This is a genomic window from Mesorhizobium sp. WSM4849, assembly GCF_055811385.1.
In genome coordinates this window covers 66,985-91,135 of the sequence record NZ_JBVVPW010000030.1, presented here as the reverse complement: position 1 = coordinate 91,135, position 24,151 = coordinate 66,985, and the positions used below count along the sequence as shown (strand labels likewise).

Here is a 24,151-nt window from a genome sequence, read left to right as displayed (position 1 = left end):
AACGCTTCTGCCTCGCAACCCTCAAAACCGGCGACCAACAGGCTAAAATCGTCAGAACTTCGGAATCAGGACACTAGATCGATTTAACGGGGCATGTCCGCCCGCTCCACCTCGTCGGCGCGGGCGAGCAGAGTCGGCAACGCGCGGCGTTCCTCAATCACGCGGCAACTTCGTAGCCACTATCCTGACGCCGCCCATATCGTTCGGACTGGCAGATAGGCGTTTGTCTCCAGCCATTCGCGGAGCACGGTTTGAATGAGATCCGCCCGGCCAATTTTCATTTCAGCCGCGATGGAGTTGAGAGCGTCCTCGGTTGCGGGCTCCAGCGGCACGCCGTCAGTTCGCACGGGGCGGGCGGTTTGCTCCAGTCCGGAATTCCGATTTGGAGGCCGCCATTGCACAGCTGCCCTGCGACATGCGAGTTTGTCAACCAAATGGCTCATTCAACCAAATGGCTCATCATGGGATTCTCGTCATGTCCATTCGCCGGATTGCGTTGACCTCGGCAGCGGTCACGCTTGCCTTCACAACCCTCGCCCAGGCCAGGCCGGACACCCGCGTCATGACCTGCCAACAGACGCAGGCGCTAATCCAGAGCCATGGCTCGGCGGTGCTGACCACCGGCCCGAACACCTATGCCCTCTACGTCCGCCGGTACAGCAATGCGTGCGACTGGTCGGAAATCCCAGCGGTAGGGTTTGTGCCGACGCGCGATGGCCAGTGCTTGGTTCATCGATGCAGAGAGCCGCTCTACACTCCTCCCGGCTGACGGTGACGAGCATAGCTATTCTGCTGCGCCTTTCGGCAGGTAGCCCTTTTCCCGCAGATACGTGGTCAGGATCTTCTCGACCATCGATGACACAGACCGCATGTCATCCTTCGCCGCTTCCTCCAGAGCATTTTTCAACCCCTGTTCGATGCGGAACGAAATCGGAGCCGTCCTGACCATGGTGTGCGATCCTCATACAATGTAGTTGACGATTGATGACATTGTATGAGATTGTGAGAGGATAAGCAAACTAAACCACGGGAGAAACCAAATGCCGAACATCACTGTTCGGGCAGCCGCCGAAGGCATGCCCGAGAATCAACCGCCGCCACATCCTAGACTGTGCGTCATGAGCGCCGACAAGGAAAAGGCAGCCTTCTTCGGTCTGGAGCCGCTGCTCTGCGACACTATCAACATGCTCGATGTCCTCGTAGGCATGATGGACAGTATGGGACTAACCGCAAAACCGTCCGGCCCCAATCATGTGCTGACCCAAGGCGAGGCCGATCGGCTTGTCTTCGTTGCCTGCACCGCGGAGTCGATGTCCCAAAAGGCTAGGCAAGCCTACTATGAAGCGCTCGGATGGGATGCGTCATGCTGAAGAAGGACCGCGTTGCCCACTACCTGGAGAAAGCCGAGCGCTTGGAATACATCATCCCGAACTTCGACCCGGCGAACGGGGACATGATCCTGGTGTTCAAGACCGAAGACGCCAGCGGCGGGCGCTCATTCCGCCTCTCGCCAGAGTTGGGCGCCAAGTTCCGTTCCTACATTTTCCAGGCGATCCGCGAGAAGGCAAACTGAGAAATGCCCGGCCGCCGAGTTGGCCCGCTGCCTCACGGTGGCGGGCTTTTTTGCTGGGGCGGTCAGTTCGGCGCGATTAACGTTCTCTGCGATTTCCAAAACTGAGTGTCGATCGCGTCTTTAGTAGCCGCCACCGCCAGTACCGCCAGTACCGCCGGCACTGCCACTACTGCCCCCGCTCGATGTAGACGCGGTTGCCGGTGCGGGTGGAGCCTCGCCGCGTGGTGCTGTCATGCAGGCAGTCAAAAGTAATACCGAAAACAGGATGAAGAGGCGCATATCGATAACCTCCTTTGGTAGGGTGTTCTCTATCGACAACGTCTCAGGTCCATCATTATTCCGCGAAGTCTGATCGGAATGCCCGCTGCCTCACGGTGGCGGGCTTTTCACAACTGACAACTCGAACGGCGCAAATTAGCAATTGCTGATGCTTTATGCTTAGCTGGAAAATCATCGTTCAAAAGAGAGGGGTTGAACAAATGTCTACATCACGTCGGGCATTGCTTTCCTTGCTGAGTGCAACTGTCGTATGCGCCGCCATTTCTGGCATCGCGTCTGCGAAAGGAGGCGGTGGAGGCGGTAAGGGCGGCAAGGGCAGCAAGGATGGCGCGATGGACATCGGTCCCGGCCTATTGCCAGCGAGCGGAACCAGCCCACAACAGGTAAAAACTTTCAAATCCTTCGAAGGCAAGGCATGCAACCGTGACTACAAACTGCTTTGCCCAAACACACCGATCGGCAAATGCGATCTTGTAGGCATGAGCGGGCAGTTGTCACCCAAGTGCAAGGCCTTCGTAGAGACGCACCGATGAAAATCCCACTGCTGACCGCATTGACCCGCGCCGCCGACACGAACGCTGCTATCGATCTATCTCGCGACGGGTCCGCTGCCCCACGGTGGCGGGCTTTTTCATCCCGTCGAGGGGTAAATCAATGTCGCGCCCTCGGCCACATAGTCAGTGACCTTCCATCCCTCAATGCAGAACTCTAGATGGACAAAATTGGCTTCCCCCTCGTTTGAACTGAGATCTAGGGCAGCACCGTTCTTGTCGAGGAACTCGCGCAAGCGGTGACGCAATTCGTGTAGCCAAAGATTACGTTTGCCGTCTGGGGAGATCTGCAGTTCAACTGCAAGGTCAACATCGGGCCCGTTGGACGTGTCTTTTTCACGCCGCTGCCCTGAAAACCGCGACCCGAATATCCACGCCCTTTCCACTATTTCCTGTTGTTCATCGAGCCACACCAGGAGGCCGGCCAACTGTTTGGACGTCATATGTGAACGGGTGCGGGCCTTCCCGGCCCGTGGCCGGGCAGGCAGCGGGCGGCCCCGGCATCCGCTACTGGGGCCGCAGGCGGACCGCGGGGCTCGCCGGCGGCCCTGGCGGATACCTACCCTCGGGTCGCCTGCCGCACGCGCCTGCGGGGGCGGGGGCGTAGCCGCTGGCGCGAACCATCCCGAGTTTAAGCGCCACCACTCTCACGAATCTGAGCCCTTTCCGAAGAAGCGTGCCGCCGATCCCCAATTCAGGTGGGTTCTTCCGCTTGAGGCATGGCGACAGGTCTCAATTGGGATGGTCTGGGCTCGCTTGCATTTGCGGTTGCTGTCTCTTCTGCTCACTGAGCTTCACGGTATAGCGCCGGCCCACCAGCATCCCAGAGATGCCCACGGGCAGGGCGATTCCGGCAACGATCATCACCAGAGCCGGGAGGAGAGTGTTTCCCCCATAGCTCCTCGATGCCTCACCTAGATACCACACCCAACCTACGGCGCTCGCGATCGGCGAGCCGATGAATAAGAACCGGCCTATTCTCCCATTTTCGTTGTATTCCTGGGTGATTTCATAGATCGACGGCAATTTTCGGTCGGGCTCTCTTTCATCGGCAGTTATGTTGCCTTGGTTTACAGTCCTCACTCGGTCACGAACTTTTTTATCTAAGTCTTCTATTGCTTGCGCCCACTGCTTATCGAAGCGAACGGAAAAGCGCTGGCCCGATACCAAAAAAATACGCCAAGTTCCGGCTGACATAAACGCCGGCGGAAATAGCGCGGTATTTTTAATTTCCGCAAACGTGACGGTTCTCTTCGCACCGTCTTTCGTTCGCGTGGCTACAATACCGTCCGCGACCAAGTCTATGGTCGATTTCGAGGCGTCTAATTCGTATAACATCTGTTCCTCCCAAAACGGCTCCTATTGGGAGCGACGCTTATAAGTAGATGTCGCATCCCGCAAGCTCTGCACTGCCAATCTCTTGCGATTGGTCGACCACTAGCGACCTGATGCCGAGCCATTTTTCCGGCACGCGCACTGGCGATGATTCGCGCCAGTAAAAATGAATGCGTGTGGGCTTGCTTGCCAACCCTCCGCCCCCTACGCGGCGGAAACGATAGCCCGCCTTAGCCAGCAAAAGCTAAGATAATCAAATACTTATATCCGAGTTTTAAGCTATACTAGCCTCCGTCAGCTAATATGGAGGTTAATATGGCGCCTATTTACCCCTCCGTTCGCCCCCGAGTGGCACCGGGCAAAGGTCTCAGGTCGTCGGTCGTTCGCTCTCCCCCGGCCGAAGGGCCAGCGATGAAGACATCGGGCGTCGGCGCTGACGACCTCATCCGCGTCTTGCGTCCTCGCGCCGTGCGCCTCTATCGCGACTGCATGACGGTCGGCGCGTTTGCGGCCGAGGTAGGGGGCCTTCGGGCCGCGCTGCGGCAACTCGTCAGCAGTCACAAGGCTGGCCTGATAGCGTTCCAGTCCGGAAGGCGAGCGCCGAAGTGACGAAGCCCGCGGCATCGGGCGTGAGGCCGGTGTATCCGGCCACCCACCGTACCCGCATCACGAACGGCAAGGACCTGCTTCCGGGCGTCGGTGGCCGCAGTTTCTGGGTCCGCCGCATGCGCGACGTGATGGCACTGCACGTCTCCGACCTTGGCGGTGTCGAGGCCTGCAGCGAGGCTGAGAAGAGCATCATCAGGCGCGCCGCTGCCATAACCGTCGAGATGGAGCGGCTAGAACGTGTCTTCGCGCTGGCCGGGGATGCAGGACCCGACCTCGACACGCTCAGCTTGTACTCGCGTCTAGCCAATACACTGCGCCGCCTTCTCGACATGACCGACCTTCAACGCCGGTCGCGCGACATCACCCCGACGATCGACGAGTACATGCACGCCGTCGCCCAGGAGGCGGTCGCATGAACATCCTGCAGGCGTGCGCCGATCCCAACCTCTTCGGCCCGTGGTTTCGCCGCCCAGCGACTTGGCGTGTCTGGTTCACCTACCTGGCAGTGTTGTTCGGCCTGCCGTTGGACCACGATCAGTTGGTTCTTTTTCGGCACCACACCGGGCGATTGAACCCGCCGACGGAGCCTTCGTCGGAGGCTTGGCTCGTGGTCGGTCGGCGCGGCGGCAAGAGCTTCGTAATGGCGCTGATCGCGGTCTACCTTGCCTGCTTCCGGCAGTATCGTCAGCACCTTCAGCCCGGGGAGCGCGCCACCATCCTGGTCATAGCTGCCGACCGGAAGCAGGCCCGGACGATCATGCGCTACGTGCGGGGCCTTCTGACGAACATCCCAATCCTGTTCATGATGGTGAAGAATGAGACGGCCGAGGCCTTCGACCTGAACAACTCCGTCACGATCGAGGTTGGCACCGCCTCTCATCGCTCCACGCGCGGCTACACGTTTGCCGCCGTCCTGTGTGACGAGCTTGCCTTCTGGCGAACCGACGACAGCGCTGAGCCGGACTATGCCATCCTCGATGCCATCCGCCCCGGCATGGCGACGATTCCCGGTGCCATGCTCCTGTGCGCGTCCAGTCCCTATGCCCGGCGCGGTGCGCTGTGGGACGCATTCCGTCTGCACTGGGGGCAGGAGGCCGGTCCGCTGGTCTGGCGAGCCACGACGCGAGAGATGAATCCCTCGGTGCCGCATTCGGTCATTGATGAGGCGCTGGCGCGCGATGCGGCATCCGCTCGCGCGGAATACATGGCCGAATTCCGCACCGACATGGAGATGCTCGTCACTCGCGAGTGCGTTGCGGCCTGCGTCTCCCCCGGCGTTCGAGAGCGCCCGCCGGTCCCGGGCGGACGGTACGTCGCTTTCGTCGATCCGTCGGGCGGTAGCGCCGACAGCATGACGCTGGCTATCGCGCACGCCGAGGGCGAAGACGCCGTTCTGGATGCCATCCGGGAGGCGATGCCACCTTTCTCGCCCGAGGCTGTCGTCTCAACCTTCGCCGCCCTGATCCGCTCCTATGGGATTCGTTCCGTCACGGGTGACCGCTACGGAGGCGAGTTTCCGCGCGAATTGTTTCGCCGCTACGGCGTCGACTACCGCCTGTCCGACCGGAACCGCTCCGATCTCTATCTTGCACTCGTTCCCGCGATCAATTCGCGCCGCGTGGACCTCCTCGATGTCACTCGGTTGGAGAGCCAACTGGTCGGACTGGAGCGGCGGACCAGCCGAAGCGGGCGTGATATCGTGGATCACCCCCCGGGCGGCCACGACGATCTGGCGAATGCCGTTGCGGGCGCATTGACGATGGCGGGTTCAGCGGCCAAGGCGATTGTATTGGCTGGATCAATCGGCGGTTGCGGTGGCTGCGGGCTCATCTCCTGGCGCGAAGTAGGGGACGAGGGGCGACCGCGAGCATGGGTGCGCCGCTACCTGACCGAAGATGAAGCCGAGGGCTTGATGCAGTGACCTGGGACCGAGTTTCGTCAAGCCCGCGCTGCCCACACACAAAATGCTGTTTGCTGAACCGAGAGGACCCTATCCATGCCGAAACAGATAACTGAAATCGAGATCGAAGCTCGTATTGCGCCGGCGTCGACCCGGTGGCCAAGCACGGCGATCCATTGGGAGAAACTCAAGGAGGCCGTGGCCGCCGCACGTGCGTTAGTCATCGCCGTTGACGCGAACTGTCGCGCGGTGGAGCAAGACAGTGACCTCAGTCCGGAGGGCATCTATCGGAAGCGCGCAGAAATCGGTCGCCGTGCTGTCGGAGACCTTTTTGAATTCGCGCCGCTTCGCTCGGCCGAGAGCGCGGTTGGCAGCGCTGTTTCGCTATTCGAGTCGGGGATGGTCGACCTCCCGAAGGCCCCCACCGGCATAGCCGAAGTTGCGCTCGCGCAGGAGGTTCGGGCCCACATACGAGCACACGAAAACCCCACTGGTTTCGTGTTGAATCATCTAGACGACGGGCGGGTAGTTGGGGCCGTGCTGCACGCCCCCGGCTTTCTCTCAGGGCTTAAGGACGAAGGTCTCAACGTGATCAGAGATCGCGCGAGATCGGCTCTGCACCCTGAACAGGTCCAGCGTCGCAAGGAAGCTGAGGAGGCTCTGGAAGTGCTGCGCAAGGGGATCGCGGCGGCCCAGCGGATGATCCTGGCCAGAACGGAAACTCGCATCGACCGGGACGATAAGGTTCGCGGCATTCGAGAGCCGGTGCCGGGTGGAATAGCGGCTTGAAAGGAAATCTCGTGCGGGTCAGTGCCTGCTCCGTAGCGTCATGAGAGTGGTTAAAATCTAACGCTTAATACCAGAATCATAGGCCCCGCTCAGGGTGGAAAATTGGCCGTTCCGACCCCATTGCCGGAACGGGGGTAGTTGCGCCATTGTCGGGCATTGCCTAGCCGCCCCTCGAAATGGCTCAAACCAGCCGTTTCAGGACATCGCCGAAGCTGATCTCCCGCCGACAAAGACGTAGTGGAGTGGGCGCCACGCTGTTTCGCACCTCATTCTCGGTTTGCCCTCACACGGGAGGCGACAGGAAGTGGTGGATCTCACGATGCCGGCGAGATCTGGCCCCGAACCAGATCCCCGGCAATGGTCACCCTTTCCAAGATACGAACGGCTGGCATGTAGTCGCCTACCGCGTAGTGCTGAAGCGACCGATTGTCCCAAAAAACACAAGTCGTCGGTGTCCAGCGCACCCGGCACTGCAACTCCGGCACCAATGTCTGCCTGAACAGGTGGTCCAGCAAAGCCGCGCTGTCGCCGATAGAAAGCCCAATTACCCGCGTGGTATAGGCGATGTTTACGTAGAGGATCGACTCTCCAGTTTCTGGATGGACACGAACGACCGGTTGTTCTATCGGCGGGACGGTTGCACGCAGTTCTGCAGCCTTGTCTCCTGGCGCGTGCTTGGTGATATCATGTTCTGCCGTTAACCCGCGTAGAATATCCCGCAATGGTTGGGTTAGCCCCAGCCAGGCTTGGCGCATGTCGGCAAAGATGGTGTCTCCACCCACAGATGGTATCGTGCAGGCTCGCAGAAGCGAGCCAAGCGGGGGCGCCGCACGAAAGCTTTGGTCGCTGTGCCATATATTCTCGGTAGGTGGAGCGCCGGGGCCGTGGCTCAGGCGTATTACAGCCGGATGAGTGGCCTCGCCCTTCGGGGTAGTCTCGAGAGAGCCGAAGCGCGATGCGAATGCGATATGCGCATCTCGTGTTAGCGCACCTTGGTCCCGAAACACCAAAACGCCCTTCTGCAACAAAAGCGCCCGGAGATTGGCGATTTCGCCTTCATCGCAACTTCTCGAAATATCAAAGCCAAATATCTCCATTCCGAGACGAGGTGTCAGGGGCCGCCATTCCATAATATAGCTTCGCCTTTCACTTCTTGCTTGCAGTTTCGCAGCTAGGTCTCCCAAACGGCAAAGAATTCTTGCAATTTCGACTCGCCACTGAGAGCCGCCCGCGTTGAAAGAAGTCGGCGCATCGCTGTATCTACGGCGCTTGGTCCGGCCACGCGACGCATGCCGAGAAGCGGCAATATCTCATCTGTCCGGTTCTCGGCCATCGCTTCCAGCAGATAGGCGTCAAGCGTCCCGCGAAGTATCGCCTCGGCGTCCATGATGGCGCCGCGCGCCTCGGCCAGGGTGCACCAAGACTCAATAGTGTGAGTGACTTGGTGGGCGGAACCGGCGATGCCGCGGCGCCTCCCATGCCACTCCTCCGGCAACGCGGCCGGCCAATGCGCCAATAATGCAGCGACCTTGGGCTCCGCGACGTGCTTAGTGTGCAGCACCGCGCAAAGCAGTCCAAAAACGAAGGTACTATGGTATGTATGGAATACAAGGTAGTCAGATGGAGCGGCAGAATCTGCATGATCTTCCGCCCTGTAGGTTGGCGACGGGATCAAGCCTAGTGCATCATGCATCGCTCCAAGAACTCCAAGAATTGCGTACGTTTCGTTACTCAGTTTCTGTGAGGTAAGGGCATCCGCGATTGCGAATTCAGCCGCTAGGTCCAGATCATTGATCAGCAGCCGCCAGAGTCCAAGGCTGCCGATCCACCCTGAGGGCGCCGGTAGTAACCCGCGCCGGCCGAAATCCGTCATATACATTGGCGTGTGTGTGACCGCGTAAAGGTCACTAGTTGACATGAACAACCCACCTTCAAGATTACCGAAGGATGAACAGCCAAGCAGGGTCTGGGATTCCAATAGCGGATCGGTGTGACCGCTGGCAATGCTTCGCAACCAAGCCTGGTCCAGCAATCGGTACGGTGCTCGTTCCCGCGGGTGAACAGGCGCAGGCTCTTCCCACAAACGGCGCAGCCGCTCTCGCTTGCCGAGGTCGCCGAGCGAGAAGCGGTCGAGCACAACCCATACTGCACCGAGCGAAGTCCACAGATAGGGATGCCAGCGGATCAACTCGTAGATCCGGCCGAGGGCAGCATCTGATCTGGCGATATTTTCCAGGAGTTTGGCGATCGCCGGATGATCACCAATAGCGCGATGCGTGATTAGAGCGAGCAGAGCCGCCTCGTTCAACATCTTGTCGAATGGGCGACAAAGTTCGGTCTCCTCCGTCGGAAGTTGCGGCGGTGTCCACCGTTCGGGATAGCACGCGGCGGAACGAACCGCTTCACTTGCCCAGGCAACGCAGTTAATAATCCGCTGCTCCAGCACTGCCTGTACGCCGTGCATTCTGCCTAGTTCCGTCATCCGCGTCTCCTGCAACGATTAATGTCGCCAGCAACCTGCTTAGACCGTCCCAATCCTCGATGATGCTTTCTTGCGGCTTCGTACCCGGCAGCGCCGTCTTGATCAGTAATAGGTGGCTTGGCGTCAGGGGCACGTCATTTGCACATACGATCACTTCAATGACGGTGAGATCTCCGCAATCCATGTTTGGTGCGCTGTCCAGCAGCATGTCGCAGACAATCGGTACACCCGCGCGCGCCGGCGCAAGTCCGAATTCCACATTTCGTATTCCCGCCGCACCGGGACGCAAGACGCGATACGAAACCGTGAGACTGGCTTTCTGAGTTACCCGTATGGCTCTGCCTAATAGGTATGCCGTATTATGGGGGATTGTCACCAGAGACGCTGGCGCATCCCATTCGATGAGACCGCCGCCAGCCCTGCGACTATAGACATACAGCGTTATATCACTACCCGCAGCAAGGCGAGCCGAGGGAACGGCGCCGATTACTGGGTATCGTACGGCGACTAGCCGATCGCAGGCATCGGCATCAAGCAGAGCATGCCCGAGCCGCTGGTTTAGCGCGCCACCTAGATAGCAATAGGCGACATCGCTCGCGAGACCGATGTGTTCAAGCACATCACCCTCGACAAGCCGGACACGCCTCAGTCCCGCGTTGTCGAGATTTCCACGCGCGACACCGAGCGCGGCCTTGTCGCAATCCACCCCGATGCAGGGCAAGTCCGGGAAATGCTGCGCAATCTGCAGCAGGACCGCTCCCCGGCCACAGCCAAAATCCACAAAGTGAGTAGGAGGCTCGGTCTCGAGCAGCCCAAGCAAACTCACTATGGCTGCGGCCGGAGAATCTACCACGACCGAACGCATGTTCTTGCCCGTTTTCGTCGTGATTGCCTGAGGCGAGACTCAGCGGCCTGGGCGGGTGGTTGCGGGATTGACGATGTTTTGCAATTCGTTCACGCCACTCGGCATGCCCTTGTAAACCACCACGTAACCGTCCCAAGCAACAGCGCCACTGGAAACTTGAGAGCCCGGCGTGAGTTCACCCACTCCACCAATCTTGAGAACATCGCTTAATTTGGCATCTAGACTGACAATTCCAGCGTCATGCAAAGCTTGTGCAAGTTTATCGACGTGCTGAATAGGCATAATTTCCTCCATAAAGATTAAATTGTACCTTCTGTCATGATGGCTCCGCAATGCAGATTTAAACTCTATTCGCCATCATTCAATATTATTAACTAAAAACAGTATGTGGTCAACTATCGACCTACCTTAAGGCAATCATGGTAAGCAAAACGAGCTGCTGGTTATTAAAATGCGAACGACTTAACGCCTACTAAGGGAGCCGGTGTGTGCCCTTTGGCGAGGAAACGCGCGAGACCGCAATCTTGCCACGCCGGGATCGGCTGGCGGTAGCCCAGCAGCGTGCGGTCGGGCTGCACCCGTTATTACCCCGCTTTTAACTCGGAGGCTTCCGGCGGGGCGGTGTCAAAAACCTAAACTGCTGATTTAATTTAGTTTTAGTGGTACGCCCAAGGGGAATCGAACCCCTGTTACCGCCGTGAAAGGGCGGTGTCCTGACCGCTAGACGATGGGCGCGCTCAGATGTGAGCGCTTATAGTTGCGTTGCACCAAACCGGCAACCCGTCTGCCGCTGCCTGCGACAACTTTTTTCAGTGGCCGCAAAGCCGCGCATTTTCGGCGATTTAGCCCGGTTCGACGCGGCACCGTATGCCGTCGTGAGACGGCACATTGCGGACGTTGCATAAAGGGAGAGAAAGAACCAGCCGTTACCGCCGCCGGCGGCAGCGCCAGTTCCAGTCGCGCTCGGGACCAACGTCGATGTGAACGGATTCGGTATGGCAGTAGGTGCCGACGCCGCCGCGCCCGGGCATGCTGCGGATGTAGCTTGCCAGTTGCGCTTTCGAGACGCCTGGAACCTGGATGTCGGCAGCGGCGCAATACATGTGCAGCGAATTCTTGGCGCCGTTGGCGCGGCGGTTGCGGGCCGGGTCACGATAGCCGGAGGTGACGATCATCTTCTTGCCGTAGTGGCCCTCGATCGTCTTCAGCACGCGGACCAGCGAAGGTTTTAGGCAGGCAACGTCGACATTCTCGGTCTGCTTCAAAAGACCGTTGGGCGCCAGCCGGGCAAGCCCGGCAGCGGATGCCACCTGATAGGCGCCGCCTTCATCCTCGTTCAGATCGACGTCGCTGTCGTCGTCGAGGCCGGATTTGCGCTTGATCTCGAAGAGTGCGGTCTTGCGTACGCCAGGCAGCGCGTCATCGGTGAAATGGCTGGTATCGCCGATCGAAGCCAGTTGCACCGGCTTTTCAGCCGATTTGGCCGAGGCCAAGGTGATGGTCGGTTTTGCCGCCGCCTTGGGCTGCGCCGCCTTCGGTTGCTCGCCCGACCTGTTGTTGGCCTGCGGGGCAGGGGCCGCCGAGGCGGGCGTGGCGCTGAACAAAGAGGCGAGGAACCCTTTCTTCTTCGGCGCATAGGCTTGCGGCTGCGGCTCTCCGGCGGTCACATAAACCGGGTTGTTCATCGCCGGCGCGGCGGCCTCGGCCTTGGACTTCGGCGCGGCCGTGCCTGCATCGGCGGTTTCAGTCTTCTGCGCAGCAGCGTCGGCCTGTTCAACCGTCTGCGCCGACTGTTCCTGTGGCTGCGGCGTCTGGCCCGCAGTAGCGTCTGCGCGCGCAGGAGCCGTGACGGGGAAGCCGGCATCGGACTTGGCGCCTCCCTGGGGGGCCTGGGTCCCCGGCTTGGCCATTGGCACATAAGCGACCTGCTCGGGAAGGCTTGCGTCGCCCTCGGCGGTCATCGTCATCTGTGAAGTCGTGATCTGCGACGACGAATCGACGGCGACCTGTTGGGTACCAGAGGCCGTGCTGATATCCGTAGCAGAGGCGTTATAACCGGGCATGCCGACTGACAGGGACGGGTCACCGGCCGAGGTGCAGGACGCCAGGAGCACGGAGAAAAGCGCGGCCGCAATGGCGCGGCTTTCTCCCTTCGCGAGGCGCGATCCTGCTGATTTCAAAACCAAATTCCCCCTCGATGTCCGGCCGGCAAATCATTGGCGCGGCGTCGGAACGTCTCGCCGAAATTAACCCTTGTCCCCGAACGGAAACGAGACCTGTGTCAAATCCGCAAGCCCCAGAGTATTTCGACGGCTAGAGAGGAATCAGGGCTGCTTAAGGGTTGACGGCTCCATTTCGCCCTCTTTTAGCGGCGCGTCAACTCACCACACATTACAGAAGGTTACACTCGCACCTTGACATAGGTGCCTGGCGCATCGCCCAGGGTTTTCATGTGATTGCCGGATTTACGCGCCGGCACGCGGGTGTTGTCCTTGGCCTCGATCCAGCGTTGCCAGTGCGGCCACCAGGAGCCGGGATGGTTTGTCGCCCCGGCGAGCCACTGGTCGAAGTCGCCCGCCGGCTTGCCGCCGGTCCAGTAGTGATATTTCTGCGCTGCCGGCGGATTGACGACACCGGCGATGTGGCCGGAGCCGGCCATGACGTAGTCGACCTCGCCGCCGAAATATTTCGAGCCGAGGAACACCGAAAGCGCCGGCGCGATATGGTCTTCCTTCGAGGCGAGGTTGTAGACCGGAATGGTAATATCCTTCAGCGATACTACGCGGCCCGCCAGTTCCATCATGCCTTGCGAAAGTCTGTTCTCGAGATAGCAATTGCGCAGGTAGAAAGAATGGTTGGCCGCGGCCATGCGGGTCGAATCGGCATTCCAGTAGAGCAGGTCGAAGGGCAGGGGATCCTTGCCGCGCATGTAGTTGTTGACGACATAGGGCCAGATCAGGTCGCCCGAGCGCAGCATGTTGAAGGCGGTCGCCATCTTGGTGCCGTCGAGATAGCCTTTCTCGTTCATTGCCTTTTCGACGGCCGCGACCTGCTCCTCGTCGACGAACACTTTCAGGTCGCCGGCATAGGTGAAATCGACCTGCGTGGTGAAGAAGGTGGCCGATTTGATGCGGTGGTCGCCTTCCTGCGCCATCAGCGCCAGGGCCGCCGCCAGAAGCGTGCCGCCGACGCAATAGCCGACGGCGTTGACGTCCTTTTCACCGGTGGCCTTTTCGATCGTGTCCAGGCCGTATTGCAGGCCCTCTCTGATATAGGCCTCCCAGCTCTTGGTGCCGTGGCGCTCGTCCGGGTTGATCCAGGAGATGACGAAGACGGTGTGGCCCTGCTCGACCGCCCAGCGGATGAACGACTTTTGCGGATTGAGATCGAGAATGTAGAATTTGTTGATCCATGGCGGGCAGATCAGCAGCGGCCGCTTGAGTACGGTCTCGGTTGCCGGATCGTATTGCAGGATCTCGGCGACATCGCTGCGGCCCACCACCTTGCCGGGTGTCGTCGCCAGGTTCTTGCCGATCTCGAAGGACGAGTAATCTGCCTGCCTCAGTTTCAGGTCGCCCTTGCCGGCGGCGATGTCCTCGGCCAGCATCTTCATGCCGCGCACCAGGTTTTCACCGTTCGAGGCGATGGTCTCGCGAAACAGTTCCGGATTGGTCAGGATGAAATTCGATGGCGAGATGGCGTTGGATACCTGCTTGACGTAGAAGCTGGCCTTGTGCCGGGTGTGCTCATCCAGGCCATCGGCGTGCTCGACCAGCTCGGTCGCCCAGCGCGAAGTGACGAGATAGGCCTGCTTGAGGAAATCGAAGAAAGCGTTGCGGCCCCATTCCGGGTCCTGGAAGCGCTTGTCGCTGCGCTCGGGCTTGACCGCGTCTTCGGCGTCTTCGCCGCCGGCGCTGAGGCGCTGGATCGAGTTGGCCCAGACGGTCATGTAACCGGAGAACAGCCGCGTCTGCGCCTCCAGCGCGCGCTGCGGATCGGAAAGCCAGTATTCGCTGAGCTTGGAGAAGGTCTTCACCATGTCGACGACCGGCTCGGAGACATGATCGCGCACCTCGCCTTTTTCCCGCGGCTCGGCCCACGCGGAGGCCGCCTTGCCGGCCTGCTCGATCATGCGCGCCATGTTCAAGGCGAAGCGTTCCGGGTCCTTCACCAGATATTGCTCGACGGTGGAAGGCCGCTCATCTTCCGTTTTTCCCGAATCGGGTGTTTTGGACATGGTTGGCGGGTTCCTCCCGAAGCGTTTTCTTGACATATTACCATGGGATGTCCGACAGGGTCCAACGTGCTCTACCTCGGCTGCCAAGGAAACAATATGACGATTAATATTGGCGACGCTGTTTTTTCTACCACTGGTTTTTCTGGCACTGGTCGTTTTTGCCGCATGGGGGCGGCGATCGTCCTGCTGGCGATCGCCGGCTGTTCGAGCACCAACGTCGAGGGCGCCAGGCCTGTCGCGGCTGCCGACGGGCCAAAGAACACCGGCACCTATCCCAACCTGAATATCCCGCCGCAGGCGGCGGCAGAGCAGTTCACCGAGGCGGAAAAGAACGCCAAGCTCGCCCAGTTGAAAGCCGACGAGCAGGCGCAGGGCTCAAAAGGCGGTGCGGTCAAGGCCACGAACCAAGCGGCGCTGACCACACTGGCAAAGAAGCACGGCACCGACGCGCTGAAGCAGATCGAAGCCAAATGCGATCCTGCTCTCGACCCTACCTGTAAATAGGGTTATATCGCGCGACCGACAAGCACCTTTGCCAAAACCACTTTGACCGTCTGGAATTGACCCACCACTGGAAATGATATGGAAGAATTTCACAAGGTCCGCCGGCTTCCGCCCTATGTCTTCGAGCAGGTCAACCGGCTGAAGGCCAGTGCCCGCTCGCGCGGCGCCGACATCATCGACCTTGGCATGGGTAATCCGGACCTGCCGACGCCCAAGGCCATCGTCGACAAATTGTGCGAGGTCGTGCGCGACCCGCGCACGCACCGCTATTCATCGTCGCGCGGCATTCCGGGCCTGCGCCGCGCCCAGGCCAATTACTATGCCCGCCGTTTCGGCGTGAAACTCGACCCGGACACGCAAGTGGTGGCGACGCTGGGCTCGAAGGAAGGCTTTGCCAATATGGCGCAGGCGATCACCGCGCCCGGAGATGTGATCCTGTGCCCCAACCCAACCTATCCGATCCACGCTTTCGGCTTCATCATGTCGGGCGGCGTCATCCGCTCGTTGCAGGTTGAGCCGGACGACGGCTTCATTCCGGCGCTGGAGCGCGGCATTCGCCATTCGATCCCGAAGCCGCTGGCGTTGATCCTCAATTATCCGTCGAACCCGACGGCGCAGGTCGCCTCGCTCGATTTCTACAAGGACGTGGTTGCCTTCGCCAAGAAGAACGACGTCATCATCCTGTCGGATCTTGCTTATTCGGAAATTTATTTTGACGGCAATCCGCCGCCTTCGGTGCTGCAGGTGCCGGGCGCGATCGACGTAGCGGTCGAGTTCACCTCGATGTCGAAGACCTTTTCCATGCCCGGCTGGCGCATGGGTTTTGCTGTCGGCAACGAGCGGTTGATCTCGGCGCTGACGCGGGTGAAATCCTATCTCGACTACGGCGCCTTCACGCCGATCCAGGTGGCGGCCGCGCACGCGCTCAACGGCGACGGCGCCGATATCGCTGAAGTGCGCGACATCTACCACAAACGCCGCGACGTCATGGTCGACGCCTTCAGCCGCGCCGGCTGGATCGTTCCGGCGCCGGCGGCGTCGATGTTCGCCTGGGCGCCGATCCCGGAGCCGTTCAAGCATCTCGGGTCGCTCGAATTCTCCAAGCTTCTGATCGAGCACGCCGATGTGGCGGTGGCGCCGGGCGTCGGCTTCGGCGAGCATGGCGACGATCATGTGCGCATCGCGCTGGTCGAGAACGAGCACCGGATCCGGCAGGCGGCGCGCAACATCAAGCGCTTCCTAACGTCCAGCGCCAAACAGCCCAACAATGTGGTGCCGCTCGCCGCGCATCGTTGAGTGCTTGATCACATAACCAAATCCTTGAGGGGCGTCGCCGGACATGGCTGAAGCGTTGCGGGTTGGAATCGCCGGTCTCGGCACCGTCGGCGCGTCGGTGGCACGCGTGCTGCGCGACAAGGCTGCGGAACTGACGCGGCAATGCGGCCGCGAGATCGTCGTGTCAGCCGTTTCGGCCCGCGATCGCAAACGCGACCGCGGCGTCGATCTCGACGCGGTCAAGTGGTTCGACGATCCGGTAGGAATGGCGCAGGCCGCCGATATCGATGTCTTTGTCGAACTGATCGGCGGTGACGAAGGGCCGTCGCGATCATCCGTGAAAGCAGCGCTTGAAGCCGGCCGCCACGTCGTCACCGCCAACAAGGCGCTGCTCGCCAAGCATGGCGTGGCGCTGGCCGAGATCGCCGAGAAGAAGGGCGTGCTGCTCAATTACGAGGCGGCGGTGGCCGGCGGCATTCCGGTCATCAAGACGATGCGCGAGGCGATGGCCGGCAATTCGGTGACCCGTGTCTTCGGCATCCTCAACGGAACCTGCAACTATATCCTGACCCGCATGGAGGCAGAGGGCCTGTCGTTCGACGCCTGCCTTAAGGACGCGCAGCGGCTGGGCTATGCCGAGGCCGACCCGACCTTCGACATCGAAGGGCACGACACCGCGCACAAGCTGTCGATCCTGACCAGCCTTGCCTTCGGCACGAGGATTGCCGCCAACGACATCTACATGGAAGGGATTTCCAACATCAGCCAGGCCGACATCCGCGCAGCCGGCGATCTTGGCTACCGGATAAAGCTGCTCGGCGTCGCCCAACGCACGGAAAGCGGGATCGAACAGCGCGTGCACCCGACCATGGTGCCGACGGCTTCGGTCATCGCGCAGGTGCACGGCGTCACCAATGCGGTGGCCATCGAAACCGATATCCTTGGCGAGCTTTTGCTCTCCGGTCCGGGTGCCGGCGGCAACGCCACCGCATCGGCGGTGGTCGGCGACATTGCCGACATCGCCAAGAGCCGGCCCGGTTTCCAGCACGGTCCGGTCTTCGGCCTGCCGGCGAAGGAATTGCGGCCGTACAAGAAGGCGCAGATGCGCAGCCATGCCGGCGGCTATTTCATCCGGCTGACCGTGCATGACCGCATCGGCGTCTTTGCCGCCATCGCCAAGCGCATGGCCGACAACGACATTTCGCTGGAATCGATCGTGCAGCACGCCGCCGGGCCGGATACCGCCTTGCAGAAGACGGTGATCCTCGTCACCCACGAGACGACGGAAGCGGCTGTCCGCAAGGCGGTCGACGGCATCACCAAGGACGATCATCTGACCGACAAGCCGCAGGTTATCCGCATCGAGCGCGCGGAATAGGGATTTCTCCTTCTCCTTCAATCGATTGATATCGTTGCGTTTTCAAAAAAGGCCCGCCCAGGTCTTGCTGTTGTCATGGAGCTTTGACACAACCGGCGCGCCTCTGGCGGGAGGCAATGTGCCAACGAGGATTGTCCACCGATGAACGTTGCCCAGAACATCGTCGCCGGCCTTGACCGGATACTCACCATGGAACTGGTGCGTGTCACCGAACGCGCTGCGGTTGCGGCGGCAAGGTTGCGCGGACGCGGCGACGAAAAGGCCGCCGACCAGGTTGCGGTCGACGCCATGCGCGAGGAGCTCAACCGCCTCGCCATCAACGGCACGGTGGTGATCGGCGAGGGCGAGCGCGACGAGGCGCCGATGCTCTATATCGGCGAAGAGGTCGGTTCCGGCAAAGGCCCGGCGGTCGACATTGCGCTCGACCCGCTCGAAGGCACGACGATCTGCGCCAAGAACCTGCCTAATGCGCTGGCCGTCATCGCCATTGCGGAAAAGGGCAGTCTCCTGTTTGCGCCCGACGTGTATATGGACAAGATCGCCATTGGCCCGGGCTACGCGGACGGCGTCATCGACATCGATGCCTCGCCGGCCGAAAACATCGCCAGCCTGGCCAAGGCCAAGGGCGTGCCGGTGTCGGAGATCACCGCCTGCATCCTCGACCGGCCGCGCCATGGCGCGCTGATCGAGGCGGTGCGCGCCACGGGCGCTGCGATCCGGCTGATCGGCGATGGTGACGTCGCTGGCGTCATACACACCACCGATCCGGACGAAACCGGCATCGACATCTATCTCGGCACCGGCGGCGCCCCAGAGGGTGTGCTGGCGGCGGCAGCGTTGCGCTGCACCGGCGGCCAGATGCAGGGAAGGCTGATCCTCGACACGCCGCAAAAGCTGGCGCGCGCGGCGAAGATGGGCATCTTGGATCCGAAGCGGGTCTACCGCGCGCAAGACATGGCGCGCGGCGACGTGCTGTTCGCGGCAACCGGCGTGACCGACGGCAACATGCTGGCCGGCGTCAAGTTCGGCCGCAATTCCATCACCACGCATACGATCGTGCTGCGCTCGTCGTCGCGCACCGTGCGCGAGATCAAGGCAAGGCACCAGGATCTGGAAAAGTTTTGATTCCCGACTCGGCTAGCCGTCGCATATTGTGAGAAATGACAATCCGCAGACGGCGCGTCGCATGACGGGCGAAAACCGTATCTTCCTTGACGTCAGGCAGTCGGCATCAGGTGTTTCCTGGGAACACCGGCTGACCGAGCGGCAGGACATGACCGCGCTTGCCATAGCGCAAGGCTATGGCGTGCCGGACATCGTCGCGCGCGTGCTTGCCGGGCGCGGCGTGACCGCCGAGCAGACCGAGCGGTTCCTTGATCCGACCATCCGCGACCTTTTGCCGGACCCGGCATCGCTGACCGACATGAACAAGGCCGCCGCCCGCATCGCCGGGGCAATCATTGCCAGGGAAAAGGTGGCGATCTTCGGCGACTACGATGTCGATGGCGCCGCCTCATCGGCGTTGCTCAAGCGGTTTCTCACGCATTTCTCCGTGCCAGCGGAGATCTACATACCGGATCGTATCTTCGAGGGGTACGGCCCCAATCCGGAAGCCATGCGCGAACTCGTCTCGCGCGGCGCGACGCTGATCGTCACCGTCGATTGCGGCACCAACAGCGCCATTTCCATCGACGCGGCGAACGCTGCCGGCGCCGATGTCGTGGTGCTCGACCATCACCAGCTCGGCGGTCCGTTGCCGGCAGCGGTTGCGGTGGTCAATCCCAATCGCGAGGACGACCTTTCGGGGCAGGGCCATCTTTGTGCCGCCGGCGTCGTCTTCCTGGCTCTGGTGCAGACGGCGAAGGTCCTGCGCGGCCGGTTGCCGGATGCCGAACCGCCCGACCTGCTCGGCTTGCTCGACCTCGTGGCGTTGGCGACCGTCTGCGACGTGGTGCCGCTGACAGGCGTCAACCGCGCCTTCGTGGTCAAGGGACTGCAGATGGCGCGCCAGCAGAGGAATGAAGGGCTGGCGGCGCTGGCCCGGGTCTCGCGCATCGGCGAGCCAGTCAGCACCTTCCACCTGGCCTATCTGATCGGCCCGCGCATCAATGCCGGCGGACGCATCGGCGACGCAGCGCTCGGTAGCCGCCTGCTCGCCACCGACGATCCCGTCGAGGCCCGCACCATCGCCGAGACGCTGGACCGGCTCAATCAGGAGCGGCAGCAGATGGAACTGGAAATGCTGGCCGCGGCACGCGTCGAGGCCGATGCCGAGCTTGCTGGCGGCAATGGGCCGGCCATCGTCGTCACCGCCAGCTCCAGCTGGCATCCGGGCATCGTCGGCCTGCTGGCCTCGCGGCTCAAGGACCATGCGCGCCGGCCCGCTTTCGCCATCGCCTTCAACGCCAACGGTGTCGGCACGGGGTCGGGCCGTTCGGTGTCGGGCTTCGACCTTGGCCGGCTGGTGCGCGAGGCGGCCATTGCCGGGCTGATCGTCAAGGGCGGCGGCCATGGCATGGCGGCCGGCATCACAGTGGAGCGGGCGAAACTTGGCGCGCTCAGGGCCTTCTTCGAGGAACGAGCGGCGGCCGACGTGCTCCGGCTGCATGGCGAGGAGAGCCTGGCGATCGACGGTGCGCTGGCCGCCGAGGGCGCGACGCTCGGCTTGCTCGATGCATTGGAGAAAGCCGGCCCGTTCGGCGCCGGGCATGTCGCACCGATCTTCGCGCTGCCGCGCCATCGCCTCGCCGATGCAAGGCCGGTCGGCACCAATCACATCCGCGCCGAGTTGCAGTCGGCAAGCGGCGGCCGCATCCAGGCGATCGCCTTTCGCGCCGTCGATACGGCGCTCGGCGAATTCCTGTTCAAGAACAGGGGCAAGCCGGTGCACGTCGCCGGTTCGCTGTCGGGCAATCACTGGAACGGCAACCGCACGGTGCAGTTCCGCATCGTCGATGCCGCATGCGCCTGAGAATCGCTTCCCGATTCTGCCGCGCGGGATCGCGTTTAAGCCAGAACCGTCTGCAGGCGGACCAGTTCATCGATCTGGGCCATCGTCACCTGATAGCCGATGCGGATCGCCTCGTCGGCGCGGTGGAACTCGGTCAGGCCGATATGGCTGAGCTTAGGCTGAAGCGACATGTCAGGCGGGTCGCCGGCAAGTCGCGCACGCGAAATGCGGTCCTGGATGATGTTGAAGGCTTCGACCATGACGCCGGTGATGCCGAGCCGTGTCTGGTACTGGTGCCCTGCGTCGATCTGGCCGGGCCTTGGCGCATCCTTTTCGACGAACAGTTCGCCGGCGCTGTGCTTGATGACGGCGGCGCGGCCGAACAGATCGTAGTGAAGGTTCACCGCGACCACGAGCGGCTGCTCGTAGGCGCGGCAGACCGAGACCGGAACCGGATTGACCAGCGCACCGTCGACCAGCACGCGCCCGTTGCAACTGACCGGTTCGAAAACGCCGGGCAGCGCATAGGAGGCGCGCATGGCGGTAATCAGCGACCCGCCCGACAGCCAGATTTCATGGCCGGTGCGGATCTCCGAGGTGACGCAGACGAAAGGCTTGGGCAGATCCTCGAAACGGATGCCGGCCATGTGCTCGCGCAGCCGTGCATCGAGCTTCATGCCGCCGAACAGCCCGCTGCCGCGCAGATTGAGATCGAGAAGACCAAATATGCGCCGCTTCGTCAGGCTTCTGGCGAATTCTTCCAACTCGTCCAGCTTGCCGGCAAGATAGCAGCCGCCGACCAGCGCGCCGATCGAGGTGCCGGCGATCATCGACACTTCGATGCCGGCTTCGTCGAGCGCGCGCAGCACGCCGATATGGGCCCAGCCGCGCGCGCAGCCGCCGCCCAATGCCAGCGAAATGCCTGTTTTCTTGGCGGGGTTCGTTTCGGATGCACCGGCGGACGATGACAGGCCATTGGCCTCTCGAACGTCCGGTCTGTTGCGCGATGACGCCCATTCGAGCATCACAATCTCCCTTGTCCCACGGCCAACATACAGGTTGACCGTTCCGAAATCATGAATATACGTGGCTGCAGTTCGGCGAATGGTTCATATGGATGGTTCACGGGGCTTTCGATACGTTTTTTCCGCATCGAACAGCGGCTTGCTGCCGTCGCTGGCAAGCGTCCCCTTGCCGCCGATCAGTCCCACCGTCCGATAAAAGCAAGAACGCCGGCCGGTGTGGCAGGTTGCGTCGTGGCCCATCACTTTGACGCGCAACCATATGGCATCCTGGTCACAATCCGTGAGCATCTCGACGACGTTCTGGACATTCCCGGACGTTTCGCCCTTCTTCCACAGAGCGTTGCGCGAGCGCGACCAGTAGTGGGCGATGCCGGTTTCCAGCGTCAGCGCCAGCGCTTCGGCGTTCATATGCGCGACCATCAGCAGCATGCCGTTTTCGGCATCGGTGACGACGACGGTGACGAGGCCGCCGGCATCGAAGCGCGGCGAAAAGACCGTGCTTTCTTCCAGTGCCTTCTTGTCTGATGGAGCTTTCGGAAATTCCACTGCCGACATCGCCGGTCCTTGTTCAGGGCCTCGCCCATTCCGATAGGATCGGAATGGGCGAGGCCCTGTCTTGTTGTTTGGCCATGATCCTATCCGAGAACCGGTTCCCGCTTCTCGGGGGCATGGCTAGCGACCGGCGACGGTCGTTCAGCCCCTGCCGCCGCGCACCATGGTAACGAAACGGACCTGTTCCTCGGGCGTGTCCTTGAAGACGCCGGTGAAGGTCGAGGTCAGCGTCGTCGAGCCTTCCTTGCGGATGCCGCGCATGGCCATGCACATATGCTCGGCTTCGAGCATGACGGCGACGCCGCGCGGATTGAGCACGTCCTGGATGACGCCGGCGATCTGTGCGGTCATGGCTTCCTGGGTCTGCAGGCGCTGGGCGAAGATATCGACGACGCGCGCGATCTTGGACAGGCCGACAACCTTGCCATCCGGCAGATAGCCGACATGCGCCTTCCCGATGATCGGCACCATGTGGTGCTCGCAGTGCGAATGGAATGTTATATCCTTGACGAGGACAAGGTCGTCATAGCCGGCGACTTCCTCGAAAGTGCGGCCGAGTTCCTCGGCCGGGCACTTGTCGTAGCCGCCGAACATTTCGCGATAGGCCTTCACCACACGCTTTGGCGTATCGACCAGGCCCTCCCGGTCCGGATTGTCGCCGGTCCAGCGTAACAGCGTGCGGACCGCGGCCTCGGCTTCGGCCTCGGTCGGCCGATCGGTGACCGGCTTTTCCATATAGGCGGAAGGGGGCATGAATTTCTTGATGACGGCATCCATAAAGGCGTCTCCCGTAGTTCCCCTCTCAGGAGGAACGAGTTGAACGGACCACGACCTTTCGGGTGTTAGAAACGTGCCCTGTTTCCAGCCCGTAAGCGGCGTGAAGTGATTTGAGCAAGGACGAGGTTGTGGTTGCCTTGTCCATACCCGAGTACCAGCATTATATATGATCGTGCCGAGCGAAAGGAAGACCGTCAGCGGCAATCGCTGTTCGCTTGGCGGCGACGGATTGGAAAAATATGATCGACGATGTCTACAATGCGAAAATTCTGGGATTTGCCGGGAATATCGCGCGGATCGGCCGGCTCGACCATCCCGACGCAACCGCGCGCGCGCATTCCAAGCTGTGCGGCTCGACCGTGACCGTCGATCTGAAGATGGATGACGGCGTCGTCACCGATTTCGCCCATGACGTCAAAGCCTGCGCGCTTGGCCAGGCGTCGTCCTCGATCATGGCGCAGCATGTCGTCGGCGCCAGCGCGGATGAATTGCGCAGCGTTCGCGAGACGATGCTGAAGATGCTGAAGGAAAACGGCGCGCCGCCCGAAGGCCGCTTCGCCGACCTCAGATATCTCGAACCGGTGCGCGACTATAAGGCGCGCCATGCCTCGACCATGCTGACCTTCGATGCGGTGGTCGACGCAATCGGCCAGATCGAGAAGAAGCGCGCCGAACGGGCGGCGTAGCCGTCAAATGGCGACGGATCACACGCACCAGCATCAGCGGCCGCGATACACGCGCAACTGGCCCGGCCCATGGCGCAAGACGCCCGGCCGAATTCTCGGCACGTCGCTCGTGCGTTTTTACCAGCTGACGCTGTCCGGCTTTGTCGGCAATTCCTGCCGGCACCTGCCGACCTGTTCCGAATATGCGCATGAAGCGATCGCCCGCCATGGATTATGGGCCGGCGGCTGGATGGGGTTTTTCCGCGTGCTGCGCTGCGGGCCGGGCGGAACGCATGGCATTGATCGTGTGCCGGAGGTGCTGGCCGATCGCTATGTCTGGTTGACGCCCTGGCGGTACTGGCGGATCGGAAAAAAGCGCGGTGATCCTGAGAGCTAACGCGGAAA

General features: G+C 61.4%; 27 protein-coding genes and 1 tRNA gene. 15 read left to right on the top strand and 13 right to left on the bottom strand.

Going from position 1 to position 24,151, the window contains the following annotated elements; genetic code table 11:
* Positions 1–475 precede the first annotated feature (475 nt).
* Complete coding sequence (locus AC0L3L_RS27870; RefSeq protein WP_473640183.1) at positions 476–769, top strand: hypothetical protein; 294 nt, start codon at positions 476–478, stop codon at positions 767–769.
* A 15-nt stretch (positions 770–784) separates the two neighbouring features.
* On the opposite strand, the gene AC0L3L_RS27865 is transcribed toward AC0L3L_RS27870, so the two are convergent.
* Positions 785–949 (bottom strand): type II toxin-antitoxin system antitoxin, encoded by a 165-nt coding sequence (locus AC0L3L_RS27865; RefSeq protein ID WP_082982500.1) that lies wholly within the window; start codon positions 947–949, stop codon positions 785–787.
* Between the two features lie 91 nt (positions 950–1,040).
* Between AC0L3L_RS27865 and AC0L3L_RS27860 the strand changes: the two genes are divergently transcribed.
* The 3 genes from AC0L3L_RS27860 to AC0L3L_RS27850 all read left to right on the top strand — a co-directional run bounded on the left by AC0L3L_RS27860 (position 1,041) and on the right by AC0L3L_RS27850 (position 2,385).
* The gene (locus tag AC0L3L_RS27860; RefSeq protein ID WP_473640181.1) at positions 1,041–1,370 is read left to right on the top strand and encodes a hypothetical protein; all 330 of its coding nucleotides are present in this window, start codon (positions 1,041–1,043) and stop codon (positions 1,368–1,370) included.
* A complete protein-coding gene (locus AC0L3L_RS27855; protein ID WP_473487217.1) occupies positions 1,364–1,573 on the top strand; it encodes a hypothetical protein in 210 nt (69 codons plus the stop codon). The genes AC0L3L_RS27860 and AC0L3L_RS27855 overlap by 7 nt, the downstream gene beginning before the upstream one ends.
* Positions 1,574–2,007: 434 nt before the next feature.
* Positions 2,008–2,385 (top strand): hypothetical protein, encoded by a 378-nt coding sequence (locus AC0L3L_RS27850; RefSeq protein ID WP_473640179.1) that lies wholly within the window; start codon positions 2,008–2,010, stop codon positions 2,383–2,385.
* Between the two features lie 98 nt (positions 2,386–2,483).
* On the opposite strand, the gene AC0L3L_RS27845 is transcribed toward AC0L3L_RS27850, so the two are convergent.
* Both AC0L3L_RS27845 and AC0L3L_RS27840 read right to left on the bottom strand, forming a co-directional pair.
* On the bottom strand, positions 2,484–2,846 hold the full coding sequence (locus AC0L3L_RS27845) for a hypothetical protein (RefSeq protein WP_473640177.1): 363 nt from the start codon (positions 2,844–2,846) through the stop codon (positions 2,484–2,486).
* A gap of 289 nt (positions 2,847–3,135) precedes the next feature.
* Positions 3,136–3,741 carry a hypothetical protein gene (locus AC0L3L_RS27840; protein ID WP_473640175.1) on the bottom strand — a complete coding sequence of 202 codons (606 nt, stop codon included), beginning with the start codon at positions 3,739–3,741 and terminating at the stop codon, positions 3,136–3,138.
* 408 nt (positions 3,742–4,149) lie between these two features.
* Between AC0L3L_RS27840 and AC0L3L_RS27835 the strand changes: the two genes are divergently transcribed.
* The 4 genes from AC0L3L_RS27835 (at position 4,150) to AC0L3L_RS27820 (ending at position 7,036) form a co-directional block, all read left to right on the top strand.
* Complete coding sequence (locus AC0L3L_RS27835) at positions 4,150–4,347, top strand: hypothetical protein (protein WP_473640173.1); 198 nt, start codon at positions 4,150–4,152, stop codon at positions 4,345–4,347.
* Positions 4,344–4,763: a hypothetical protein gene (locus AC0L3L_RS27830; RefSeq protein WP_473640171.1), complete on the top strand. Its 420-nt coding sequence runs from the start codon at positions 4,344–4,346 to the stop codon at positions 4,761–4,763. The genes AC0L3L_RS27835 and AC0L3L_RS27830 overlap by 4 nt, the downstream gene beginning before the upstream one ends.
* On the top strand, positions 4,760–6,268 hold the full coding sequence (locus AC0L3L_RS27825) for a terminase large subunit domain-containing protein (RefSeq protein WP_473640170.1): 1,509 nt from the start codon (positions 4,760–4,762) through the stop codon (positions 6,266–6,268). Before AC0L3L_RS27830 ends, AC0L3L_RS27825 begins: the two co-directional genes overlap by 4 nt.
* 75 nt (positions 6,269–6,343) lie before the next feature.
* Positions 6,344–7,036 (top strand): hypothetical protein, encoded by a 693-nt coding sequence (locus AC0L3L_RS27820; RefSeq protein ID WP_473640168.1) that lies wholly within the window; start codon positions 6,344–6,346, stop codon positions 7,034–7,036.
* 314 nt (positions 7,037–7,350) lie between these two features.
* Here AC0L3L_RS27820 and AC0L3L_RS27815 read toward each other — a convergent pair whose 3' ends face one another.
* From AC0L3L_RS27815 to phaC, 7 genes are all read right to left on the bottom strand, one after another.
* Positions 7,351–8,166, bottom strand: coding sequence for a TauD/TfdA dioxygenase family protein (locus AC0L3L_RS27815; RefSeq protein ID WP_473640166.1), 816 nt, complete (start codon positions 8,164–8,166; stop codon positions 7,351–7,353).
* A gap of 41 nt (positions 8,167–8,207) precedes the next feature.
* Complete coding sequence (locus AC0L3L_RS27810) at positions 8,208–9,518, bottom strand: DUF6895 family protein (RefSeq protein ID WP_473640164.1); 1,311 nt, start codon at positions 9,516–9,518, stop codon at positions 8,208–8,210.
* Complete coding sequence (locus AC0L3L_RS27805; protein WP_473640162.1) at positions 9,460–10,383, bottom strand: methyltransferase domain-containing protein; 924 nt, start codon at positions 10,381–10,383, stop codon at positions 9,460–9,462. The genes AC0L3L_RS27810 and AC0L3L_RS27805 overlap by 59 nt, the downstream gene beginning before the upstream one ends.
* A gap of 39 nt (positions 10,384–10,422) precedes the next feature.
* A complete protein-coding gene (locus tag AC0L3L_RS27800) occupies positions 10,423–10,665 on the bottom strand; it encodes a hypothetical protein (RefSeq protein ID WP_473640161.1) in 243 nt (80 codons plus the stop codon).
* Between the two features lie 378 nt (positions 10,666–11,043).
* Positions 11,044–11,118: transfer RNA gene (locus AC0L3L_RS27795), tRNA-Glu, on the bottom strand.
* Between the two features lie 191 nt (positions 11,119–11,309).
* The gene (locus AC0L3L_RS27790) at positions 11,310–12,569 is read right to left on the bottom strand and encodes a YcbK family protein (RefSeq protein ID WP_473640159.1); all 1,260 of its coding nucleotides are present in this window, start codon (positions 12,567–12,569) and stop codon (positions 11,310–11,312) included.
* Positions 12,570–12,784: 215 nt separating this feature from the next.
* On the bottom strand, positions 12,785–14,620 hold the full coding sequence (gene phaC / locus AC0L3L_RS27785) for a class I poly(R)-hydroxyalkanoic acid synthase (protein WP_473640157.1): 1,836 nt from the start codon (positions 14,618–14,620) through the stop codon (positions 12,785–12,787).
* Positions 14,621–14,686: 66 nt separating this feature from the next.
* On the opposite strand from phaC, the gene AC0L3L_RS27780 reads away from it, so the two are divergent.
* The 5 genes from AC0L3L_RS27780 (at position 14,687) to recJ (ending at position 20,748) form a co-directional block, all read left to right on the top strand.
* Complete coding sequence (locus AC0L3L_RS27780) at positions 14,687–15,124, top strand: hypothetical protein (protein ID WP_473640155.1); 438 nt, start codon at positions 14,687–14,689, stop codon at positions 15,122–15,124.
* 78 nt (positions 15,125–15,202) lie between these two features.
* On the top strand, positions 15,203–16,420 hold the full coding sequence (locus AC0L3L_RS27775) for an LL-diaminopimelate aminotransferase (protein WP_473640153.1): 1,218 nt from the start codon (positions 15,203–15,205) through the stop codon (positions 16,418–16,420).
* Between the two features lie 43 nt (positions 16,421–16,463).
* Positions 16,464–17,777: a homoserine dehydrogenase gene (locus AC0L3L_RS27770; RefSeq protein ID WP_473640151.1), complete on the top strand. Its 1,314-nt coding sequence runs from the start codon at positions 16,464–16,466 to the stop codon at positions 17,775–17,777.
* Positions 17,778–17,918: 141 nt separating this feature from the next.
* Positions 17,919–18,902, top strand: a complete 984-nt coding sequence (glpX, locus tag AC0L3L_RS27765) for a class II fructose-bisphosphatase (RefSeq protein ID WP_473640149.1) — start codon at positions 17,919–17,921, stop codon at positions 18,900–18,902.
* A 61-nt stretch (positions 18,903–18,963) separates the two neighbouring features.
* A complete protein-coding gene (recJ, locus tag AC0L3L_RS27760; protein ID WP_473640147.1) occupies positions 18,964–20,748 on the top strand; it encodes a single-stranded-DNA-specific exonuclease RecJ in 1,785 nt (594 codons plus the stop codon).
* Between the two features lie 35 nt (positions 20,749–20,783).
* Here the strand turns inward: recJ and AC0L3L_RS27755 are convergent, their stop codons facing one another.
* The 3 genes from AC0L3L_RS27755 to folE all read right to left on the bottom strand — a co-directional run bounded on the left by AC0L3L_RS27755 (position 20,784) and on the right by folE (position 23,081).
* Complete coding sequence (locus AC0L3L_RS27755; protein WP_473487233.1) at positions 20,784–21,752, bottom strand: patatin family protein; 969 nt, start codon at positions 21,750–21,752, stop codon at positions 20,784–20,786.
* Positions 21,753–21,836: 84 nt separating this feature from the next.
* Positions 21,837–22,307, bottom strand: a complete 471-nt coding sequence (gene hisI, locus AC0L3L_RS27750; RefSeq protein ID WP_473640145.1) for a phosphoribosyl-AMP cyclohydrolase — start codon at positions 22,305–22,307, stop codon at positions 21,837–21,839.
* 138 nt (positions 22,308–22,445) lie between these two features.
* Complete coding sequence (gene folE, locus AC0L3L_RS27745) at positions 22,446–23,081, bottom strand: GTP cyclohydrolase I FolE (protein ID WP_023801043.1); 636 nt, start codon at positions 23,079–23,081, stop codon at positions 22,446–22,448.
* 239 nt (positions 23,082–23,320) lie between these two features.
* On the opposite strand from folE, the gene AC0L3L_RS27740 reads away from it, so the two are divergent.
* Positions 23,321–23,767 (top strand): iron-sulfur cluster assembly scaffold protein, encoded by a 447-nt coding sequence (locus AC0L3L_RS27740; protein ID WP_473640143.1) that lies wholly within the window; start codon positions 23,321–23,323, stop codon positions 23,765–23,767.
* Between the two features lie 7 nt (positions 23,768–23,774).
* A complete protein-coding gene (yidD, locus tag AC0L3L_RS27735; protein ID WP_473640141.1) occupies positions 23,775–24,143 on the top strand; it encodes a membrane protein insertion efficiency factor YidD in 369 nt (122 codons plus the stop codon).
* The last annotated feature ends 8 nt before the right edge of the window (positions 24,144–24,151 follow it).

Excerpts from the sequence above, each read along its gene's own strand:
- AC0L3L_RS27870 (WP_473640183.1), top strand. The coding sequence starts at position 476 with ATGTCCATTCGCCGGATTGCGTTGACCTCGGCAGCGGTCACGCTTGCC.
- AC0L3L_RS27815 (WP_473640166.1), bottom strand. The coding sequence starts at position 8,166 with ATGGAATGGCGGCCCCTGACACCTCGTCTCGGAATGGAGATATTTGGC.
- AC0L3L_RS27825 (WP_473640170.1), top strand. The coding sequence starts at position 4,760 with ATGAACATCCTGCAGGCGTGCGCCGATCCCAACCTCTTCGGCCCGTGG.
- AC0L3L_RS27800 (WP_473640161.1), bottom strand. The coding sequence starts at position 10,665 with ATGCCTATTCAGCACGTCGATAAACTTGCACAAGCTTTGCATGACGCT.
- hisI (WP_473640145.1), bottom strand. The coding sequence starts at position 22,307 with ATGTCGGCAGTGGAATTTCCGAAAGCTCCATCAGACAAGAAGGCACTG.
- AC0L3L_RS27865 (WP_082982500.1), bottom strand. The coding sequence starts at position 949 with ATGGTCAGGACGGCTCCGATTTCGTTCCGCATCGAACAGGGGTTGAAA.
- folE (WP_023801043.1), bottom strand. The coding sequence starts at position 23,081 with ATGGATGCCGTCATCAAGAAATTCATGCCCCCTTCCGCCTATATGGAA.
- AC0L3L_RS27740 (WP_473640143.1), top strand. The coding sequence starts at position 23,321 with ATGATCGACGATGTCTACAATGCGAAAATTCTGGGATTTGCCGGGAAT.
- AC0L3L_RS27805 (WP_473640162.1), bottom strand. The coding sequence starts at position 10,383 with ATGCGTTCGGTCGTGGTAGATTCTCCGGCCGCAGCCATAGTGAGTTTG.
- AC0L3L_RS27860 (WP_473640181.1), top strand. The coding sequence starts at position 1,041 with ATGCCGAACATCACTGTTCGGGCAGCCGCCGAAGGCATGCCCGAGAAT.
- AC0L3L_RS27775 (WP_473640153.1), top strand. The coding sequence starts at position 15,203 with ATGGAAGAATTTCACAAGGTCCGCCGGCTTCCGCCCTATGTCTTCGAG.
- AC0L3L_RS27840 (WP_473640175.1), bottom strand. The coding sequence starts at position 3,741 with ATGTTATACGAATTAGACGCCTCGAAATCGACCATAGACTTGGTCGCG.
- AC0L3L_RS27855 (WP_473487217.1), top strand. The coding sequence starts at position 1,364 with ATGCTGAAGAAGGACCGCGTTGCCCACTACCTGGAGAAAGCCGAGCGC.
- recJ (WP_473640147.1), top strand. The coding sequence starts at position 18,964 with ATGACGGGCGAAAACCGTATCTTCCTTGACGTCAGGCAGTCGGCATCA.
- AC0L3L_RS27845 (WP_473640177.1), bottom strand. The coding sequence starts at position 2,846 with ATGACGTCCAAACAGTTGGCCGGCCTCCTGGTGTGGCTCGATGAACAA.
- AC0L3L_RS27755 (WP_473487233.1), bottom strand. The coding sequence starts at position 21,752 with ATGCTCGAATGGGCGTCATCGCGCAACAGACCGGACGTTCGAGAGGCC.
- AC0L3L_RS27835 (WP_473640173.1), top strand. The coding sequence starts at position 4,150 with ATGAAGACATCGGGCGTCGGCGCTGACGACCTCATCCGCGTCTTGCGT.
- AC0L3L_RS27810 (WP_473640164.1), bottom strand. The coding sequence starts at position 9,518 with ATGACGGAACTAGGCAGAATGCACGGCGTACAGGCAGTGCTGGAGCAG.
- AC0L3L_RS27770 (WP_473640151.1), top strand. The coding sequence starts at position 16,464 with ATGGCTGAAGCGTTGCGGGTTGGAATCGCCGGTCTCGGCACCGTCGGC.
- AC0L3L_RS27850 (WP_473640179.1), top strand. The coding sequence starts at position 2,008 with ATGCTTAGCTGGAAAATCATCGTTCAAAAGAGAGGGGTTGAACAAATG.
- yidD (WP_473640141.1), top strand. The coding sequence starts at position 23,775 with ATGGCGACGGATCACACGCACCAGCATCAGCGGCCGCGATACACGCGC.
- AC0L3L_RS27820 (WP_473640168.1), top strand. The coding sequence starts at position 6,344 with ATGCCGAAACAGATAACTGAAATCGAGATCGAAGCTCGTATTGCGCCG.
- glpX (WP_473640149.1), top strand. The coding sequence starts at position 17,919 with ATGAACGTTGCCCAGAACATCGTCGCCGGCCTTGACCGGATACTCACC.
- phaC (WP_473640157.1), bottom strand. The coding sequence starts at position 14,620 with ATGTCCAAAACACCCGATTCGGGAAAAACGGAAGATGAGCGGCCTTCC.